At 58.1% G+C, this 18,440-nt stretch carries 18 protein-coding genes and 1 riboswitch; of the genes, 16 read left to right on the top strand and 2 right to left on the bottom strand.

The annotated features are described in order from the left end of the window. Nucleotides 1-48: 48 nt before the first annotated feature. The 7 genes from AAFN83_RS13935 (at nucleotide 49) to AAFN83_RS13905 (ending at nucleotide 6,136) form a co-directional block, all read left to right on the top strand. Nucleotides 49-636, top strand: a complete 588-nt coding sequence (locus tag AAFN83_RS13935) for a TetR/AcrR family transcriptional regulator (protein ID WP_347770355.1) — start codon at nucleotides 49-51, stop codon at nucleotides 634-636. Further along, nucleotides 633-1,205 carry an HXXEE domain-containing protein gene (locus AAFN83_RS13930; RefSeq protein ID WP_347770353.1) on the top strand — a complete coding sequence of 191 codons (573 nt, stop codon included), beginning with the start codon at nucleotides 633-635 and terminating at the stop codon, nucleotides 1,203-1,205. Before AAFN83_RS13935 ends, AAFN83_RS13930 begins: the two co-directional genes overlap by 4 nt. Then, nucleotides 1,193-1,486: a hypothetical protein gene (locus AAFN83_RS13925; protein ID WP_347770351.1), complete on the top strand. Its 294-nt coding sequence runs from the start codon at nucleotides 1,193-1,195 to the stop codon at nucleotides 1,484-1,486. The genes AAFN83_RS13930 and AAFN83_RS13925 overlap by 13 nt, the downstream gene beginning before the upstream one ends. Before the next feature lie 61 nt (nucleotides 1,487-1,547). After that, nucleotides 1,548-1,611: riboswitch (Fluoride riboswitch) on the top strand. A 113-nt stretch (nucleotides 1,612-1,724) separates the two neighbouring features. Further along, nucleotides 1,725-3,053 (top strand): voltage-gated chloride channel family protein, encoded by a 1,329-nt coding sequence (locus AAFN83_RS13920; RefSeq protein ID WP_347770756.1) that lies wholly within the window; start codon nucleotides 1,725-1,727, stop codon nucleotides 3,051-3,053. Nucleotides 3,054-3,471: 418 nt separating this feature from the next. After that, nucleotides 3,472-4,248, top strand: coding sequence for an ABC transporter permease (locus AAFN83_RS13915; protein ID WP_347770349.1), 777 nt, complete (start codon nucleotides 3,472-3,474; stop codon nucleotides 4,246-4,248). After that, a complete protein-coding gene (locus AAFN83_RS13910; protein WP_347770347.1) occupies nucleotides 4,245-5,036 on the top strand; it encodes an ABC transporter permease in 792 nt (263 codons plus the stop codon). Before AAFN83_RS13915 ends, AAFN83_RS13910 begins: the two co-directional genes overlap by 4 nt. Nucleotides 5,037-5,110: 74 nt before the next feature. Then, nucleotides 5,111-6,136, top strand: a complete 1,026-nt coding sequence (locus tag AAFN83_RS13905; protein ID WP_347770345.1) for an ABC transporter ATP-binding protein — start codon at nucleotides 5,111-5,113, stop codon at nucleotides 6,134-6,136. 26 nt (nucleotides 6,137-6,162) lie between these two features. Here the strand turns inward: AAFN83_RS13905 and AAFN83_RS13900 are convergent, their stop codons facing one another. Next, complete coding sequence (locus AAFN83_RS13900; protein WP_347770343.1) at nucleotides 6,163-7,083, bottom strand: cation diffusion facilitator family transporter; 921 nt, start codon at nucleotides 7,081-7,083, stop codon at nucleotides 6,163-6,165. Nucleotides 7,084-7,568: 485 nt separating this feature from the next. Here AAFN83_RS13900 and AAFN83_RS13895 point away from each other — a divergent pair, with 485 nt between their 5' ends. Together AAFN83_RS13895 and AAFN83_RS13890 are read left to right on the top strand one after the other, a co-directional pair. After that, nucleotides 7,569-8,147, top strand: coding sequence for a thymidine kinase (locus tag AAFN83_RS13895; protein WP_347770341.1), 579 nt, complete (start codon nucleotides 7,569-7,571; stop codon nucleotides 8,145-8,147). 200 nt (nucleotides 8,148-8,347) lie between these two features. Beyond that, nucleotides 8,348-9,718 carry an NAD-dependent malic enzyme gene (locus AAFN83_RS13890; protein ID WP_347770754.1) on the top strand — a complete coding sequence of 457 codons (1,371 nt, stop codon included), beginning with the start codon at nucleotides 8,348-8,350 and terminating at the stop codon, nucleotides 9,716-9,718. 175 nt (nucleotides 9,719-9,893) lie between these two features. Here AAFN83_RS13890 and AAFN83_RS13885 read toward each other — a convergent pair whose 3' ends face one another. Further along, the gene (locus AAFN83_RS13885; protein WP_347770753.1) at nucleotides 9,894-10,979 is read right to left on the bottom strand and encodes an NAD(P)H-dependent flavin oxidoreductase; all 1,086 of its coding nucleotides are present in this window, start codon (nucleotides 10,977-10,979) and stop codon (nucleotides 9,894-9,896) included. 319 nt (nucleotides 10,980-11,298) lie between these two features. Between AAFN83_RS13885 and AAFN83_RS13880 the strand changes: the two genes are divergently transcribed. The 7 genes from AAFN83_RS13880 to AAFN83_RS13850 all read left to right on the top strand — a co-directional run bounded on the left by AAFN83_RS13880 (nucleotide 11,299) and on the right by AAFN83_RS13850 (nucleotide 18,417). Beyond that, the gene (locus AAFN83_RS13880) at nucleotides 11,299-12,300 is read left to right on the top strand and encodes an inorganic phosphate transporter (protein WP_347770339.1); all 1,002 of its coding nucleotides are present in this window, start codon (nucleotides 11,299-11,301) and stop codon (nucleotides 12,298-12,300) included. Nucleotides 12,301-12,505: 205 nt separating this feature from the next. After that, nucleotides 12,506-12,766 (top strand): hypothetical protein, encoded by a 261-nt coding sequence (locus tag AAFN83_RS13875; RefSeq protein ID WP_347770337.1) that lies wholly within the window; start codon nucleotides 12,506-12,508, stop codon nucleotides 12,764-12,766. Beyond that, the gene (locus AAFN83_RS13870; protein ID WP_347770335.1) at nucleotides 12,751-14,925 is read left to right on the top strand and encodes a LuxR C-terminal-related transcriptional regulator; all 2,175 of its coding nucleotides are present in this window, start codon (nucleotides 12,751-12,753) and stop codon (nucleotides 14,923-14,925) included. The genes AAFN83_RS13875 and AAFN83_RS13870 overlap by 16 nt, the downstream gene beginning before the upstream one ends. 143 nt (nucleotides 14,926-15,068) lie before the next feature. Beyond that, the gene (locus AAFN83_RS13865; RefSeq protein WP_347770333.1) at nucleotides 15,069-16,106 is read left to right on the top strand and encodes a TIR domain-containing protein; all 1,038 of its coding nucleotides are present in this window, start codon (nucleotides 15,069-15,071) and stop codon (nucleotides 16,104-16,106) included. Then, nucleotides 16,103-16,309, top strand: a complete 207-nt coding sequence (locus tag AAFN83_RS13860; RefSeq protein WP_347770331.1) for a hypothetical protein — start codon at nucleotides 16,103-16,105, stop codon at nucleotides 16,307-16,309. The genes AAFN83_RS13865 and AAFN83_RS13860 overlap by 4 nt, the downstream gene beginning before the upstream one ends. Nucleotides 16,310-16,785: 476 nt before the next feature. Beyond that, on the top strand, nucleotides 16,786-17,445 hold the full coding sequence (locus AAFN83_RS13855; protein WP_347770329.1) for an HD-GYP domain-containing protein: 660 nt from the start codon (nucleotides 16,786-16,788) through the stop codon (nucleotides 17,443-17,445). A gap of 162 nt (nucleotides 17,446-17,607) precedes the next feature. After that, nucleotides 17,608-18,417: a phosphotransferase family protein gene (locus AAFN83_RS13850; protein WP_347770327.1), complete on the top strand. Its 810-nt coding sequence runs from the start codon at nucleotides 17,608-17,610 to the stop codon at nucleotides 18,415-18,417. Nucleotides 18,418-18,440 lie beyond the last annotated feature (23 nt).

The raw sequence follows: 18,440 nt of genomic DNA, 5'->3' as shown, positions 1-18,440 counted from the left end.
GAGATAACTAACTAATTAGTTATATATTTATCGAAGAGAGGGACCAATATGGCGGGGCCAAAGGGAGAAGCGACCCGAGCGCGATTGGTGGCTTCGGCGGAGACCTTGTTTGCTGCAAAAGGGTACCATGCGGCTACTGTCAGCCAGATTGTCTCCGGGGCCGGAGTGACGCAAGCTTCTTTTTATCTGCATTTCGCGAGCAAGGAGGAGCTGTTGACCGAGCTGCTCGACCGGTTCGAGCAAAAGCTTGCGGCTCTGGGGGATGCCGGTAAGGAGGCGCCCCATCACCTGGATCGATCGTTGGAAGAGTTCTCTGCAGGGGCTTTGGCGCAGGTGTTCTCGCTCTTGGGGGAGAACGCTAACTTGACGCGCATTGCCCTGCAGGGACCATCGGGAGAACGGCTTCGGACGATCCTTGCCAAGCAGGTGGAAGTCAATCTGCGAGGCAATCAGGCTCGCGGTATCGTCCATGAGGAGATCGACCCGGAGATCGTCGCCTATTCGTTGGTGGCGGCTGTGGAGCAGCTTACCTATGGATACCTTCTGAGCGGCGAGAGAAGCAAGGAAGAACTCAGCCGGCAGGTTGCCCGAATGTTTCTGAGCGGTGTCCTTCCGAAGGAAGGAGAGAAATCATGACCCTTCAATTCGCAACAGTCTCATGGACCGATCTGGTGTGGATGTTTCCGGTGTTGTTCCTGTTTCATGATTTTGAAGAGATTTTGACCGTGGAGAAGTGGGGGGCGCAGTACCGGGATCGCCTTCCTCAGATGCCGATCAGGATGCAAAGAGTGTTCGGTCCGTCCTTTCACACAACGACGCATCGGTTCGCCCAAGATGTTTTGTATGTGTTTAGTCTCATAACGGGAGCGACCTTTCTGGCCGTGTTTTCCCCCTGGATCTGGCCTTTTCTCGGGCTGATGGCGATCTTCTTCCTGCATGTATTCACGCACGTCTTTCAGTCTATCTACTTCAAAGGGTATACGCCGGGAGTCGGGACGGCAGTCGGCCTTGTTCTGCCCTATTCCTACTATGTCCTGTATCGATGCCTAACCGACGGAGTGGCAGGATGGGGAGATCTCGGATGGGGAATTCTGCTGCTCGTCGCCCTGGGTCCTCCCTTCCTGCTCTTCCTTTTACGAGGGCGGAAAAGGGCTCTCCCGGCATCTTCCTGTGGGGAAGGGGGGATGATCTTATGGAGGAAATGAGAATAGTGGACGTCGTGGATATCCCGGGCCGAGGCATGGTATTGCTGGTCAAGATCGAGAACGATGATCCTAAGTACATCCCTGCCACCATCAAAATTCCTGTAGGGTCCACGATCGTAGTTGCCAATCGCAATGAAACGGATTTTGAATTCACCGTAAAGGATGTTCAGGTGTCATTCTCCATCTGGGGCAGCCTGTCCATCGGCGTCAATATTCTTGAACGTGTGAATGCAGAGGACATCGAGAAGGATTCGGTTGTCTATGTAAAACACGAGGAGTAGACAGGCAACCTCTTCCTAAACGCAGATTGACAACCCGTATAAACTGCCGTATTCTCAAATGGAAACAAAAGGCGATGGAGTTCGCCATAACCGCCCGCACGAGGGCTGATGACTCCTACCAGCTTGATTTGCAGCTGGTAGGAGTCTGTTTATTTTGCGGGAGTGGTCCCGCCGTTCATGGGAGATGGAGAAGATGGAGAAGATGGAGAGACGCTGGAGAAGACCGGAGCTTGCCTTGATGGGAAGGTGGAAGGAGAGGGGGCCTCTAGCAGCAGGAGGCTTCCTCTTGAAGTGGCTGGTGCTTGGAGGAATCGTCGGCAGTTTCGCCGGTTCGGCAGCGGCGCTCTTCCTGGAGCTGCTGGATCAAGCAACCGATGCTCGTCTTGCACACCCTTGGCTCCTCTGGCTGCTGCCGGTTGTCGGAGCCGGGATAAGCTTCCTGTATGTGCGATTCGGGAAGGAGTCCGCCAAAGGCAACAACCTCATCCTTGACCAAATCCACGGGGCGGAGGGCCGCGTGCCGCTGCGAATGGCGCCGCTGGTATTCATCGGCACGGTGCTGACCCACCTTACCGGCGGTTCAGTCGGACGGGAAGGCACCGCCGTGCAAATGGGCGGAAGCCTGGCGGAAGGCGTGGGCAAGCTTGCGCGCTTAGATGCGGCCGACCGGCGGCTCATTCTGATGTGCGGCATCGCGAGCGGCTTTGGCGCCGTCTTCGGAACCCCGCTGGCCGGCGCGGTCTTCGGCATGGAGGTGCTCGCCATCGGGCTGCTGCGCTCGGAGGGCCTCCTGCCCTGCTTCATCGCGAGCCTCACCGGCGACCTCGTCACGCGCGCATGGGGCATTCGCCACCATGACTATCACCTCGACCTGGCGCCTGCGCTGAGCGGTGAGCTGCTGCTCAAGGTCACGCTCGCTTCCGTGGCCTTCGGCTTGGCCGGGTGGTTCTTCAGCGAGTCCACGCGCTGGCTCAAGGCTCAGTACACGCGGCTCTTTCCCTATGCTCCGCTCAAAAGCTTCGCAGGCGGAGTGATCGTGATCGCCCTCGTCTATCTCGGCGGAACACGGGACTACCTCGGCCTCGGCTTGCCGCTGATCGGACAGGCTTTTCAGGGCGAGGCGCCGACCTTCGCCTTCCTTTGGAAGAGCTTGTACACCTCGCTCACGCTGGGCGCAGGCTTTCAAGGCGGCGAGGTGACGCCGCTCTTCGTCATCGGCTCAACGCTCGGCAGCACGCTTGCCGGGGTGCTGGGCGTGTCGGTGCCGCTTCTGGCCGCCCTCGGCTTCGTCGCGGTGTTCAGCGGGGCGGCTAACACGCCGCTGGCCTGCTTCATCATGGGCATCGAGCTGTTCGGCACCGGCTTTTTGCCCTACCTGTTCCTGGCCTGCGCGGTCAGCTACCTTTTCTCGGGGCATACCGGCATCTACCTCTCCCAGCGAATCGGTGCGGCGAAGACTCGCATGGGGGAGCTTCCGCCGGATGCGACCTTGAGCTCGGTTCGACAAGCGCGGAGTTCGTTCAAGGCGAGCGGCAACTCTTCGCCGCAGGAGGCGGGAAAGCCGTAATGATCTGATGGCTATCTCGGGTTATAACCTCTCCATATCGAAAGACTCTCTCCCTCGGAAGAGAGTCTTTTTGCATTCCGGGACGATCCTTTGCGAGGAAGCATCGATAACGCTGTACTTTTCTCATTGCCAAGGCAGGGAACCTTTGCTATTATTGAGAGCTCTCGCATTTTCACCGAATGTGCGTTTGGTCTGCAAGATTTGAAAGTGTACGCACGGTTTCGCCGCCCTGTCGTTTTGTTGGAAAAGGGCGTAAGACGAGCCGCCATGCAAGAGACGGCAACGAAATAAGTACCGCTAAATTGCTGAAAAACTCCCTAAACCGTGGAGCTTTTGTCAGCAAAAGCGGATCCTACTTTCCTTGCAGCTTCTAAGCTGTTCCCTTTTGCGTGTAACTCAAATCCTGGAGGTGCTGTTCATGCTGTTCCCTGTGCTCGTGCGCAAAGCGTATCGAGTCAACTTGCAGTACCGGGGCTCTCATCTCGTCCACAACCTGGCGAGCTCCCTCTTCGGCTTCATGTACATCTTCATCTGGATGGGCATCGGGGCCACCCACGAGCTGGAGGGCTATGGGGTGACCGGCATGATCCACTACGTCGGCTTTAACCAGGCGGCTTTGTGGGTGACCGGCTTCGCAACCTTCGGTCTGGGCATTCCCCAGCGGGTGAGGACCGGGCAGATCGCACTCGATCTGATGCGGCCCGTCAGCCTCTTTTACCAGACGGCCTTGCGCGAATGGGGGCAGGTTGCCTACCAATTCGTCTACAAGTTTCTCCCCATCTACCTCATCTACGCCATTGTCTTTTCCTTTTCTTTTCCCACACAGTTCAGTACCTATGCCGGAACCTTCGCGGCTCTGGCGATCGGCGCCTATCTCGCGATCTGCATTCAGTACCTCGTCGGGGTCCTGGCCTTATGGACAACGGAATCCGGCTGGTTTCACTGGTTGAATTATGCCTTCCTGATGCTGCTCTCGGGCTTCTTCGTTCCCGTGGAGTGGCTGCCCTCCTGGCTTCGGGCGATCAGCCTGCATTCCTTCTACCCCTATCTGCAATATCATCCGGTCAAAATCTACCTCGGCCACGAATCAGCATCCGTTCTCACAGGCGGGCTCGTCTGGTGCGTCGGGTTCAGCCTGGTCTGCGCCATGGTCACTTGGCTGGCGAGGCAACGGGTGGAGGTGCAGGGAGGATGAACCTTGTTCGCCTGTACGTCATGCTGATCCGGGCCAGCATCCGCAGCCGCATGCAATACCGATTCAATTTCTGGCTGTCGACGCTGCTCGCCACACTGGTGAACGTCTCCGAGTTTCTCATGGTGGCGGTCGTTCTCGTGCGATTTGACGGCATTCAGGGCTGGTCGCTCTACGAGGTGGGCTATCTCTATGCGGTCATCAGCTTGTCCAAAGTGATCTATCGCAGCTTTGCCAATGACGTTCATAACCTGGACCGCTATCTGGTGAACGGTGAGCTGGATCAGCTGCTCACACGTCCGCTGCCGCTACTTCTTGCGCTGATGTCACAGAATTTCCGCATCATGCTTGGGGAGACGATTCAGGGAGGCGGCATTCTCGCCGTATGTCTTGTCATGCTCCTTCAGCAGGGACAGGTCGGGTGGATCGCCATTCCGCTCACGCTGTGGATCATTCTGACCGGGGCTATGATCCTGTTTGCAATTGGGCTCACCACGTCGACTTTCGGCTTCTGGCTCACGAAGGTAGAAGTGCTGCAGACGCTGACGGAGGACGCAGCCCGCAGCGCGGCGCAGTATCCGCTAACCCTCTATCCAGGCTGGCTTCGGTCGATCTTTTTCACGTTCATCCCGGTAGCCTTCGCCAACTATGTGCCGTCTCTCTACGTGCTGCGGCACGAGTATGGACCGTGGCTGCTTGTCGCTACCACTGCGGTTGCCCTCCTGTGTCTTGCGGGAGTGCTCGCCTTCTGGCGAGTGGGAGCCTCGCGCTACCAGAGCACCGGAAGCTGACGGTCAGCCTGCTGCCTCCACTTATCTTATTGAAGAGAAGCAAGGCCGATTCGTAATCCAAGGGAGGGATCAACATGATTGAAGCAGTCGATATCCATAAGCAATTTCGGACTCCTGTGGCGAAGGAAGGACCCTTCGCCGGGATTCGCAGCCTCTTTGCCCGAGACTATCGGGTGAAGGAGGCGGTAAACGGCATCAGCTTCACGCTGCCGGAGGGGGAATTCGCCGGGTACATCGGACCGAACGGAGCGGGGAAGTCGACGACGATCAAGATGCTGACCGGCATCTTGCGCCCGACCTCCGGGCTCGTCACCATCGGCGGGATGAACCCGCACAAGGAAAGGCGCAAGGTTGCACGGCGGCTCGGGGTGGTCTTCGGGCACCGGAGCCAGCTCTGGTGGGACCTGCCCGTGAAGGAGTCGTTCGAGCTGCTGGGCGCCATGTACAGCGTGCCCGCAGCCGCCCGGCGCAAGCGGGAAGGGGAGATGATCGAGCTCCTGGAGATGAGCTCGTTCCTTGATACCCCGGTGCGCAAGCTTTCGCTCGGGCAGCGGATGAGGGCGGATCTGGCAGCGGCGATGCTGCACGATCCCGACATCCTCTTCCTGGACGAGCCGACGATCGGGCTCGATGCCAATGCCAAAGAGAGCATCCGCGGCTTCCTGCGGACGCTCAATCGAGAATACGGCAAGACGGTGCTGCTCACCACGCACGACATGGATGACATCGAGCGGCTTTGCAGCCGCGTGCTGGTGATCAACGACGGCATGCTCCGCTACGACGGCACGATCCCCGAGCTGCGGGAGCGGATCGGGCTTCCCACTGTGATCCGCATCCGATTCCAGAGGGAACCGAACGTGCCGGAGTCTGCGGCGGTAGGCTTGACGCCGCTCAGAGCCAGCGTGGAGGAATCTGCTGCAGATCTCGCGGGGGCACCTTTTCGCATTCGCAAATGGGAGGGACGGCAGCTGACGGTGGAATGCAACCGCAGCGAGGTCACGGCGATGGAGGTTCTGCGAGCCGTGAGCGAATGGGGAGATGTGGAGGACGTCGAAACCTCCGAGCCGGAGTTCGAAGAGATTGTACGGCGGATCTACTAGCGTATGAAAAGCCAAAAGCTTCGCCGTTACGCCTTATCCTCTGGATACCAAGGGTTCAGGTGAACGAGCACTTCGCCAACGTCGGGGTGAGCGGTTATGATCGCTTTTTTGATGGTGCGGCTGATGTCGTGACCCTGCTGAATGGTCAGGGTGCCGGAAATGGAGACGCGGATGTCCACGATGATGTAGTGGCCGTGATTCCGCCCGCGCAGGCGATCGATGCGCTTGACCTCCGGCACGGTGAGGACCGCTTCGTTGTATTCCTTCAAGATAGCCAGGTCCACGCTGTGCTCCATCAGCACGTCGAGCGACTCGCGGCCCATCGTGTAGGCGAGCTTCATGACGAGAAGGGAGACGATGATCCCGGAGATCGGGTCGCCGTAAGCCAGGTACGAGGTGCCCGTCCATTCTCCGATGAGTGAGAGCAGGATGCCGAGGACAGCGGCGGCGGAGGCATAGACATCAGCCAGATGGTCGTTGGCGGTAGCGATCAGCCCTTGGCTTCCGCTTTCCCGGCCGATGCGGATGGTGTAGACGTAGAGCAGAAACTTCCAGATGAGCGATACGATGGCCGCGATGAGCGGTAGCACGTGAGGAGCTGCCGGTTCCTCAAAGAGCATCTCAACGGAATGAACGGCCATGTAGAGTGAAGCGATGGCGAGGATGACGGCGACCAGGGCCGCGCCAAGCACCTCGGCCTTTCCGTGACCGTATGGATGATCCTCGTCAGCGGGCCGGTTGGAGATGCGCATCGAGCTCAGCGCCGCTCCCGAGGCAATGACATCCCCTGCGTTGTGGACGCCGTCGGCAACCAAAACCTGGCTGTTGAAGAGAACGCCGACGCCGAGCTTGATGCCGGTTAAGGCCAAGTTGCTGATCAGGCTGATCCAGGCTCCCCAGATGGCGGAGCTTATTTTTTTGGCTGGATGGGCAGACGGACTGGACAAGATTTTTCCCTCCTATAAACTTCTTTCCATAAGGAAACAAAAAACCTTCAACCGGGTTGAAGGTTTTATTTGGTCTTGGAGCTGGATTCGGGAGTCAGCATACAGGGGAATCGGGAGCGGGGACTCCGATAGTCGGAGGCGGCACACTTCCTCTGCGATGAAATCCGTTAGGGGAGTTGCAAAGCGATTCTTTGGCGCCATGCCATCCACATCCCGTCGAAATCGAATGATTTATTGAAAGCATTTGAAAGCAATAGTATTACCATACCACACCAGGAGCGTTCCATGCGGTGACATTTTTTCGAAAAGCGGGTAGGGGTCGTACGAAAGCCTTTCCATCCAGCCAAAGCCGAAAAGAGACAAGGAATTTCCATAAAGGTTGGGGACAAAGGTTATTTCTTTTCGGTCGGGGTCGGAGTACAATAGGGAAGAATTTTGGGGGGATGCCGGTAACCGGCAAATTGAGGGAAAGGAATTATCACACCTTGGCTAAGCTCTATTACCGTTACGGAACGATGAACAGCGGCAAGTCGATGGACATCCTCAAGATCGCCAACAACTACGAGGAGCAAGGCAAGTCCGTTTTGATCTTCACCTCCGTCGTGGATACCCGGCACGGAATCGGCAAGGTGACGTCGAGGGTGGGCTTTCAACGCGAAGCGCTGCTCCTGGACGAGCACATGGTCGAGCGGGTGAAGGAGGCGATGCCGGATTGCGTCGTGATCGACGAGGCGCAATTCGCAACGACCCATCAGATTGACCGGATGGCAGAGATCGTCGACCAGTTGAACATTCCCGTCATTGCCTACGGGCTGATGACCGATTTTCAGGGCAAAATGTTTGAAGGAAGCAAGCGGCTTCTGGAACTCGCGGACCGCATTGAGGAGATCAAAACCGTCTGCTGGTACTGCAACAGCAAGGCGCGCTTCAATACCCGGTTCCAGGGAGAGAAGGCCGTCTTCACCGGCGAACAATTAGATATCGGCGGCAACGACAAGTACCGTCCGCTCTGCCGCAAATGCTACCGCAAGGAAAAAGAGAAATCCGAACAGCAAAACGGATAACTGGGGAAGGATTAACCATGGCGAAGAGATCGAGCGAATGGCTGGAGAGGGAAGAGGCCTACCGGCAGGACCCGTCACGTCCGGCGGCGGCAGGCGAGGAGCAGAAGGACGGCGAAGCGGGGAGACCGGCCATCAGTCTCTTGCAAAAAGAGGCCAACCGGGCCGCCGCAGTGCTGCCTTCGATCACCCTGCGAGTCGAAATGACTCGCGAGAAGGGCGGATTCGGCCGGCTTGCCGCCGCGATTGGGGAAGCAGGCGGGGAGGTTTCTCAGGTGGAAACGAGCCGCGCTCACGAGTGTACGGGCTTGTACGAGCTCACGATTGATGTAACCCGCGCGGAGGACGTAGACCGCATCGAGACGGCGGTTCGAGCGCTTGCGGGTGTGCGGATGCTCGAGGTGTATGACGAGACATTCCGTATGCACCTGGGAGGCAAGCTGGAGACGCTGCCCAAGATAGTGGTCCGCGACCGCGATGACCTCGCCAAGGTGTACACGCCGGGCGTCGCTCGGGTCTGCATGGCCATCCACGAGGAGCCGGAGCGGGCGCACAGCCTGACGATCAAGCGGAACACCGTGGCGGTCGTCTCCGACGGCTCGGCTGTGCTTGGCCTCGGCAACATCGGCCCGCTTGCAGCGATGCCGGTCATGGAAGGCAAGGCCATGCTGTTCAAGCAGCTTGGCGGCGTGGACGCCTTCCCGATCTGCCTGGACACGCAGGATACCGAGGAGATCATTAAGGCCGTGAAGCAGCTCGCTCCCGCCTTTGGAGGCATCAACCTCGAGGACATCTCGGCACCCCGCTGCTTTGAGATCGAGCGGCGACTCGTAGAGGAGCTGGACATTCCGGTCTTCCACGACGACCAACACGGAACGGCTGTCGTCATGCTTGCGGGGATCCTCAATGCCGTTAAGCTGGTCGGCAAGGAGCTGTCTGCGTGCAAGGTCATCGTCTCCGGAGTAGGCGCAGCTGGTACGGCCTGCACGAATATCCTGCTGTCGGCAGGCGTCACCCGCATCATCGGGGTGGACCGCCAAGGCGCACTCGTTCGTTCCAGGTCCTATGCGAACGAAGCCTGGAACCTCTATGCGTCCCGGACGAACCCGGAGCTGGAAGAGGGAACGCTGTCGGAGGTAATCGCCGGAGCGGACATCTTTGTCGGCGTCTCGGCGCCGGGGCTCCTCAAGCGAGAGGACGTCAGCCGGATGGCGAAGGACGCGATCGTCTTCGCGATGGCGAACCCGAACCCGGAGATCACGCCGGAGGAGGCGGATGGCTATGTCCGCGTCATGGCAACGGGGCGCTCCGATTACCCGAACCAGATCAACAATGTGCTCTGCTTCCCGGGTTTGTTCCGCGGCGTGTTGGACTGCCGGGCGGAACGGGTGACGGAAGGAATGAAGCTTGCCGCCGCCCGCGCGATCGCAGCCTCCGTTTCGGACGAGGAATTGTCCGAAACCTGCATTATCCCGAGCGCCTTCAACGCGTCTGTGGCGGAGAAGGTCCGCCAAGCCGTTCTGTATGCGGCTTACGAAGAAGGCATTGCCCGCCGTCGAAGCCAGGTGGACTAGGGCGCGCAGCCAAACGTAGCTGCATAATCGGCCTGGTCCGCATCGCATTCGATATCGTCCGCATCATGAACGCTATCCACTTAAAGCAAACCCGGGAGCCCTGAGGCTCCCGGGTTTTTGTTTTTTGGGGCTATTGCCTGCTTCATCCGTAGCATCGGACGAAGCTTCGTCCACCTTAGGCTTCGCCCGGCCCTTCACCGGTGTTCGCCGGGCCCGCCAGCTCCCGGAGCCGCGTGAAGGCGGCGTCCGTCTCGCTCACGAGCTGCGCCAGCCGATCGGCGGCGGGCAGCTCGTCGGTGCCCAGCCGGGAGGCTTGCCCCGCATAGACGGCCATGTAATCCGGCCGTTCCTGCTCTTCCGCCGCCTCCCGGATGGTTCGGGTCAGCGCCTCCTGGTACGGCCAGGAGGCAATCCTGTCTTCGCCGCCCGACCCATGGGCGACGAAGTGGTTGCGCAGCGCGCGCGTGAGCCGCCCGGTGTACGCGCGCGTGAGTACGGTGCTCTCCTCCATGCTGGAGAGCACCAGCTCCTTCGTGCGGCGGGAGGCCTCGCTCTCCCGGCACGCGAGGAAAGCGGTGCCCAGCTGCACCCCCTGGGCACCCAGGACCAACGCCGCGGCGATTCCGCGGCCGTCCATGATGCCGCCGGCAGCGATGACCGGCACGTGCAGGATGTCGGCCAGCATCGGCACGAGCGCCATCGTCCCGACGGCCGCTTGCTCTGCCGCGCCGAGGAAGGTGCCGCGCTCTCCGCCGGCCTCGCTGCCTTGGGCGACGACGAGATCGACGCCCTGGTGCTCCAGGTGAGCCCCCTCGGACACGGTCGTCGCGGTTCCGATCAGCAAGATGCCAGCCCTCTTCAGCTGGTCGATCCACTCATTGTCGAGGATGCCGCCGGTAAAGCTGACGACCGGCACCCGCTCCTGGAGGAGCACAGCCAACTGCTCCTCGTGAAGACGGTTGCGCCTCTGTCGCTCCTGGGCGAGCTCGACTGGTTCTTCCCGGCTGTCAGGGAGCCCAAGCTCCTGCCGGGCTTCTGCCAAGCCCATCATCGTTCTACGAAGCGCTTCTTCGTCCGGTGGAGAACCGGATTCGGGTGTCGGAACGTGGACATTGACCGCGAAGGGGCTTTCGGTTCGCCGACGAAGCGTCCGAATCCTCTCTCGCAGTTCCTCAGAAGGGAGGCCTTCCGCGCCGAGGGTCCCGAGTCCCCCGGCTCGCGAGACCTCTGCAGCGAGCTCCGGCCCGGCGATATGCCCCATTCCGGCTTGAACAATGGGGCAGTCAAGCCCCAGCAGCTCGGTGAGAATGGTCCGCTTCCACATGGAATATCCCTCCTAACGAATGGATAATGAATAGCCCCTCCGACAAAAATAAAACAATTGTTCAATCTTTAAAGCGCTTTCTTGGCAGAAGCGCCTTAAAATTTCCTCAACATTTGTCGGCGATTGTGATATTATTTTTCATGTTGCCATTAGCCATAACATGCCTTTGCATGGAAGGTTTATGCTCGACAAACTGCTGATCGGTCATTCGGCGGGGGCTCGTTACCGTCCATTACCCATAATTAGGAGGAACCACGTGACTTCGATCGTCATCATCGTCATCCTGGCGCTGCTGTTTGACTTCATCAACGGCTTTCACGACACAGCCAACGCCATCGCCACCTCCGTCTCCACCAAGGCGCTCAAGCCTCGGGTGGCCATTTTCTATGCAGCCATTCTGAACTTCGTCGGTGCGATCATCGCAGAAGGGGTGGCGCACAGCATCGGCAAGGGGATCGCAGATCCCGGCCATCTGGACAACGGCATTGCCATCGTCACCGCGGCTCTCATCTCGATGATCTTCTGGAACCTGTTGACCTGGTACTTCGGCATTCCCTCGTCTTCGTCCCACACTCTGATCGGCTCCTTGGTCGGTGCGGTCATCGCGGGCGCCGGGGTGAATGAAGTTCACTGGGCAGGCTTCGGGAAGATCATGAGCGGGCTTCTGCTGTCCCCTCTCATTGCGTTCGTGGCCGGTTTCTTCGTTCTGAAGATGATTCGCCAGCTTCTCCGCTGGTTCGGCAAAACCTCGCCCGGGACGATCAACAAAGGCTTCCGCAGCATGCAGATTCTCTCTGCCGGCTGGCAAGCACTGTCCCACGGCATGAACGACGCCCAAAAGGCAATGGGGATCATCTTCTTCGCGCTCGTATCGGGAGATTATTTGCAGGTCACCGACCACATTCCGTTGTGGGTCAAGCTGGCTGCGGCTACGGCGATGGGGCTGGGAACCTCAGTAGGCGGCTGGAAGATCATCCAGACCGTCGGCAGCAAGATCATCAAGATCGAGCCGATGAACGGCTTCGCCTCCGACTTAACGTCGGCGACGGTGCTCTCCGTGGGTACGCATTTCGGGCTTCCGCTCTCCACCACGCACGTCGTAACCTCGTCCATTATCGGGACGGGAACCGCCATTCGCGCTCGTTCGATCAACTGGGGCGTCGTCACTACGATGATCATGACCTGGGTCATTACGATTCCCATCTCGATGGTCATCGGGTTCCTCGTTTATCACTTGATCTACACGCTGATCCTGTAACCCTACGCACTGACTTTCGCTTTAAGCGCCTTTCCCATTCGGGGAGGGCGTTTTTTCATTATTTGTAAAGAACACCGCTTCTCCAATGCAGCGGAATGCTGACTGCCATTCGACCTTTTCAAGGGTTTGCAAACACGCCCTGTGGGTAAAGAGGGGGTATGGGGATCGCTGTGCCTGATGATGAAGGGTGGAGGGGGGATCACACATGAAGGAACGGGATTGTCGGCTCGTCATGCAGCTGCAAATGGAGTGCGCGGCCTATTTTCGCGATCATCCCCATGCGAGGGAAACTTGCGAAGGGCTGGCCTTGCTTTTGCGAAAAAAGCCGGAGGAGCTTGAGCAGGTATTGGAGCGGTTGATGGAATTGAGGATTTTGGAACAAAGCAAAGACGGTCCGCGCTCCGTCTATTGGTATAAGCTTCCCGATCATTCCGCACGGGACGAGTCGCCATGGACCGAACTGTAGAGCAGCTGCAGCAGTTGCAGGACACCTACGCGGCAGACAGCGGAATCTGCCTGTTAATTTCGGACGAAGAGGGACGCTGGGTTACAAGACCCTCAGGCAAGAGGGAATGGCTCGGTCCGTTGGAGGAAAAGAGGGAACCCGGACGTCTCGCGGGAGAGGCGCTTCGCCTTCTTCCATCGCTTGATGGCGTGAGTCGACCCATGGAGTTTGAATTTCGGCCCGGTATGAAGCTGATGACGACGCGGCTGCCGGGACCATCAGCAGAGCGGTTTTATCTTTGGGCTGTTTTCTTTACCGATTCCCGCGCTCGCCTCTTCCTGCAAAGCTATTATGAAGGAGAGGAGAGTGAGGGGGCGCTCTATCGAGAGCTGAGGGATGCGGTTCCCGAGCTGAATGGGGAGCGGAAGCGCAGATTGTCGGCGAAGTTGGCCTCGCTTGCTTCCATCGCAGGCCGTCTCATGGAGACCGAGCGTCTGGAGCGGGCAGGGAAGCGGACGCTTGCCGCTATTCGGGAAGCAGCCTCTGCCATCGATAGCCCGGGAGGGCGGGTGAAGGACAGCCTGCAGCCGATCTTCGCACTTGGCAACGGCCTGGACTTTATCGGATATGCGGCCAAGGAGGGCGAAGCTCGCTTTCGAATCACAGAGGTGCTGGGTGAGGGCTTCAGTATGATCGGCTCCGGCTTTTCCTTTGGCGAGGGTTTTCTCGGACAGACGGCAACGACTCGCCAACCGGGCCGCTGGGGCAACGTGTCGCGCGATCCGCGCATCTTGTTTTTTCGGCAAAACAATGTGCCCATTCGCTCGCTGTTCAGCTTCCCTGTTCTTCGAGAGGGCGAGCTGGTCGGCATCCTGTTCGGGGGAAGCCGCACCTTGCAGGAAATTTCCGATGAGCTGTTTGATGTTGGGCAAACCCTTCACTCGCTTATTCATGTCCGTGTTGCGGCGCAGAACCTTCGGGACGAGCGGAATTCGGTCGTGCTGAAGCTCTCCATGCTGATGGAGATCCAGCGTACCGTGAATCAGATGCAGGATGTCAAACGAGTCCTGTACCTTTTGATCGATATGAGCTTAAGCCTTGCTGAAGGCTCCTTCGCAGCGGCGCTGCACTTGCGCGAAGATGGCAAAGCCCAATTGGTCTCGCGCGGTCTATCTCAACAGCAGGGGGAACAAGCCCTTCAGGAGATGACAGAGCGGTATGCGGGAGGGACGTCGGACAACCTCATCCAGGGAGAAGCCGTGCTGGCCGAATGGCAGGGGGTGCCGGTGCTGGAATGCCCGCTTTCCTCTCGCTATGAGGTCTATGGGGTGCTTCTAGTCGCCTTGCGGGATCGAAATCAGGCGGAGGAGCATCGAAGCTATCTGGAGACCTTGGCCCTGACGGCAAGCGGAGCCATCCACCGAATTCGGCAGGAGGAGCGAAGCGAAAGCCGCGACCGGCCGATCTTGCTCCACCTGGCGCTGAAGCAATGGGCACCGGACGCTTATGAACACGGTGCGCAGGCGAGAGAGCTTGCAGCAGCATTCGCCCGAACGCAGGAAGGGAACGAGCGGCTGGAACGCCTCGCCGGAACTGCTTGCCTGCTTGCGGAATATGACCCTGTTCTGGTTCAGGAACAGGTGGAGCCGGAGCTGGCAGAGGTCTTGTTCGAACTGAAGGCGATCCAGCTCCCGGAAGAGGAGGCCAATCCAAAGCTGGGGGAGGGGTCTCTTGGGCTATCCGGACTCATCACGCGGCAAGCCAGCCAAATTGCGGCGCTGGCACTCCACAGCACCCGGCCCGGAAGGAAGCTGAGTCCGGGTCTTGTGGAAGAAGAGCTCGCTCAGGCGTTTCAAGCTTTCTTGGTCAGAAGGGAGCGGATCGACCTGGAGCTTACCCTCGGGCAATCGGTCTACGACCGGGACGAGGCCTCTCTGCGAGTCAATCCCTTGCTGGCGATTCGCGATCTGACCGCGCTATCCTCAAGGGAACAGGAAGTGCTAAGTCTGGTGGCCACCGGGGCGAGCAATCGGGAGGTGGCGGAAACCTTATTTATTTCTGAGCACACCGTGAAGAATCACATGACCAATATCTTTCATAAGCTTGGAGTGAACGATCGCTCGCAGCTGATCGCTTGGGTCTACCAGCTCGGCTACCAGCAAGCAGGAGATTCGGGATAAGCCTCAACGAGAGTCCGGCGGTTCCCGGAAAAATGGGACCGTAGGACGGGTAATCATCTATTCCCTTAACTGGAAAAACAAGGTATACTAGTGCCAACTGATCTTTCACGTAAAAAATAGAGGCGGCCGCCGCCGAAGAGAGCGTGAACCCATTGGCCTTGACAGCCGTTGAACGCAAGCCCAACGTCTTCCTCGGATGTTCCCGGGAGGCGATCGAGCTTGCACGTGCTGCCAGCTCCCATCTGGAGCGGATAGCGCAAGTAAACCCTTGGTATGCCGGTACCTTTGGACCGAATGATTATACGATGGAAGCTTTGGAGCGAGAACTGGACACGAATGACTACGGCGTATTCGTCTTCGCACCCGAGGACGTCGCGCTGATTCGGGAGAAGCCCGTATTCATCACCCGGGATAACACACTGTTTGAGATGGGGTTGTTCTGGGGGAGGCTGCGCAGGGGACGCGTGTTCTGCCTTGTCCCCCGTGACCTCCCTGAATTGCGTAAACCTGTCTCGGGCAAAATTCCGTCGGAGTTCCATCTTCCCTCCGACTTTGAGGGTCTGACGCTGCTTCGATACGGAAGCCGAAGCGATGGCCGGCATTCAGCGGCCATGGATGTTCCGTGCGGAGAGATTGCGGCTGTCATTCGGCGCGAGAAGCACTATGTCGATCCGGTGCGTCAACTGAAAGACAAGACGGAGCAACTGGAGCGCAAGCAAAGCATTCTCCGGTTCTTTTGGAGCTACCTGCGAAACATCACGGCGCCGGACGAAGCGGAGCGTTATGCCGCCTTCGCCGAAGCGATTCGCAACTCCATTCTTACCCCTGCAGGCTTCCGTACGACGGGAGCTGCGATCTGGGAATCGGTGGAGGGGATCATTCGCCAGGTCGGGGGTAACGTAGGGCGTGGCCGTGCTTTTCCACTGGACGGAACCGAGGGTGGAAGCGGCGAACCGGTCTATGTATTAGAGGCCTTGAACAGCAAGGTCTGGTCCTTCTTTAACCGACGCGAGATTGAGGAAGTCTACATCCTGTGCTATCCTTTAGGTAACGAGCATGTCCTATCCGTGCACATCTCGGGTGAGGATACGCTTGATGATCGGCAGCTGGAGGAGATCGTTGCGGCGAACGACGAGCTGCTGAATACCATCCGCAACCTGATCGGAGGGGATTCGAGATGAGGAAGTCCACGAAAGCGCGAGCATCGGATTCCGCCAGATCCGCAGAGCGCCGAGTCGTTCGGGACATCAAAGCCGCCGCGCCATGGGGGAACCCGGACGGTCCTGCCCATGTGTACATCGGACCGTCACTGGATGGCGAAGACAAAGAATATGTGAAGGTGATCAGCGGACGCGTAACCGACCGCAAGCCTTCCTTTGCTTGAGCTATCCGCTCGAGAGCCGCCCGAAGGGGCGGTTTTTTTTGCATTTTGCGAAGGGCCTGCTATAATGGCGAAGGACAAAGAATTGTCGCTTTCGTTACCAGGATACCTGAGTGCCGTGCCGATTTAGAGCGGGTGGTGGCGCTTGCCCTGACCCTTGTCAGCAGATAGATCGTTCAACAAGAGAAGTTAATCACACCGTGTTTGCATAGACAAAGGGGTGTCTTTCCAGGCTTTCTACCTGGGGGACACCCCATTTGACGTGCTTTCGCGTGAAAAGTTCTTTCATGAGGATGTCGACAATTAGCATTTTTTGTCATACAATGATAGGAAGAAGGTGTGATTATCCGCACTTTCAAAAAAGTGGGAAAATGAGAAGCTTAGGTGATCGATTTTTTGTGTAATTAAATAGAAAATACAAGTATATAGACACTTCCTTCATTCCAGGATGGAGGATAGGAAAAGGGTGGATCTTTATGATGAACCGCACAATAAATCCGGGGGAAGACTATCGAGCCCAAGCCCGCGAATTTTGTCGAGAAAACCCGCAAACGGCCTTTTTACTTCAGCGCTTAAAGGCTCATGACCGATTGGTTTATGAGCATTCCCTTCGCTCTGCCTTCTTCAGCCTTATGCTTGCCCGCGGCCTCGGATTGCCAAAGCCGGAGCAGGATTTGGTCTACCGCTCGGCGCTCCTGATGGATTACGGCAAGCTGCTCCTGGCTCCTGCCCGATCCGGACAGCCTAAGGACGGAGCGGCCACCGTGCTCGATCATCCGCTTTTGACTGTCGGGGCGCTTGCCTCCCTCATCGAACAAGGCTTAATTGACCGCGAGGCCATCCTGGCCCATCATGAAAATCTGGATGGGACCGGCTATCCTTATGGGCTCGTATGGGAAGATATTACCCTTCATGCTCGCATTCTGCGTGTCGCAGACGGATTTGCCTCCATGACCGTGGCCGATACCCGAAACGGCAAAATGACGGGAACGGCGGAAGCGCTCGGGGAACTGTACCGATGGAGCGATATCCAGTATGACGAGGATCTCGTCGAGCTGTTATGCCGGTATTACCCCGATCATGTGGGGAAGCGGGAGGAGCCCGTCAAAGCCCAGGTCATTAAGCTCATCAATCATTAAGCCCGCGAACTGCCTGGAGCGTGTTTTGCAACCCCTGTTCGACCGGACATGGATTTGCAAAACACGCTTTTGAGATATTGTGGTAGGATAAGGGAAGAACAGCCCCCGTGCCCACTCGAGGTGCGGGGGCTTTTGTGTACTGGACAACGAGGAGTGATCGGAATGGTGACGAAGGGGAACCGAATCGGCAGCGGCCGAACAGCCGAGGTTTGGGAATGGGGAGAGGGCAAGGTTCTGAAGCAGTTTAAACCCGGGTTTGACCGAGGCATGATCGAATGGGAATACAAGATGGCGAAGGATGTCTTCGAAGCAGGCGTCCCTTCTCCGCAAGTATATGAATTGCTGGAGACAGATGAAGGAATGGGCATCGTCTTTGCCCGGGTCGAAGGGGAATGCCTGCTCGACAAGCTGCAAAAGTCCCCATGGGTGCTAAAGAAAGCTGCGCGAACGATGGCACAGCTGCATGCTCGCATGCATCGCTCGACTGCCGTTGGCTTGCCCGAGCAGAGGGTGAATCTAGCTGGGCGGATCCAAGACAGCGAGACCGTGACCGGGCTGGATCTGCAACCGTTCCTCCGTTACGCCGAACAGCTTCCTGTCGGACAAGCGATATGCCACGGCGACTTCCATCCCGGGAATATCATGGAGAGTAACGGAGAATGGATGGTGCTGGATTGGACGACCGCTGAGACAGGGCATCCCGGATTCGATGTGGCGAGAACGCTCCTGCTCCTGAGATCTCCCTTCCGGCCTCCCGGCATGCCAGCTATGGTGATGAAGCTTTCCGGCTGGTTCAATGGCATCATGGAGAAAACTTATGTAAAAGAATACAGGAAGCTTACCGGCATGACACTCTCTGAGATGGAAGAATGGCTTCCGGTCGTGGCAGCAGCGAGACTTCGGGAGCGGGTTCCCGGCGAGAGAGAATGGCTAACGGCCCTGCTAAACCATTGGCGGAAGCAGCTCGGGTAAGTGAAACGAGTCCTCCGCTGAAT

It is taken from the genome of Gorillibacterium sp. CAU 1737 (genome assembly GCF_039888655.1).
Lineage (GTDB): Bacteria > Bacillota > Bacilli > Paenibacillales > NBRC-103111 > Gorillibacterium.
Note: the sequence above shows the minus strand (reverse complement) of the source record. Positions and strands in the feature narration are given on the sequence as shown.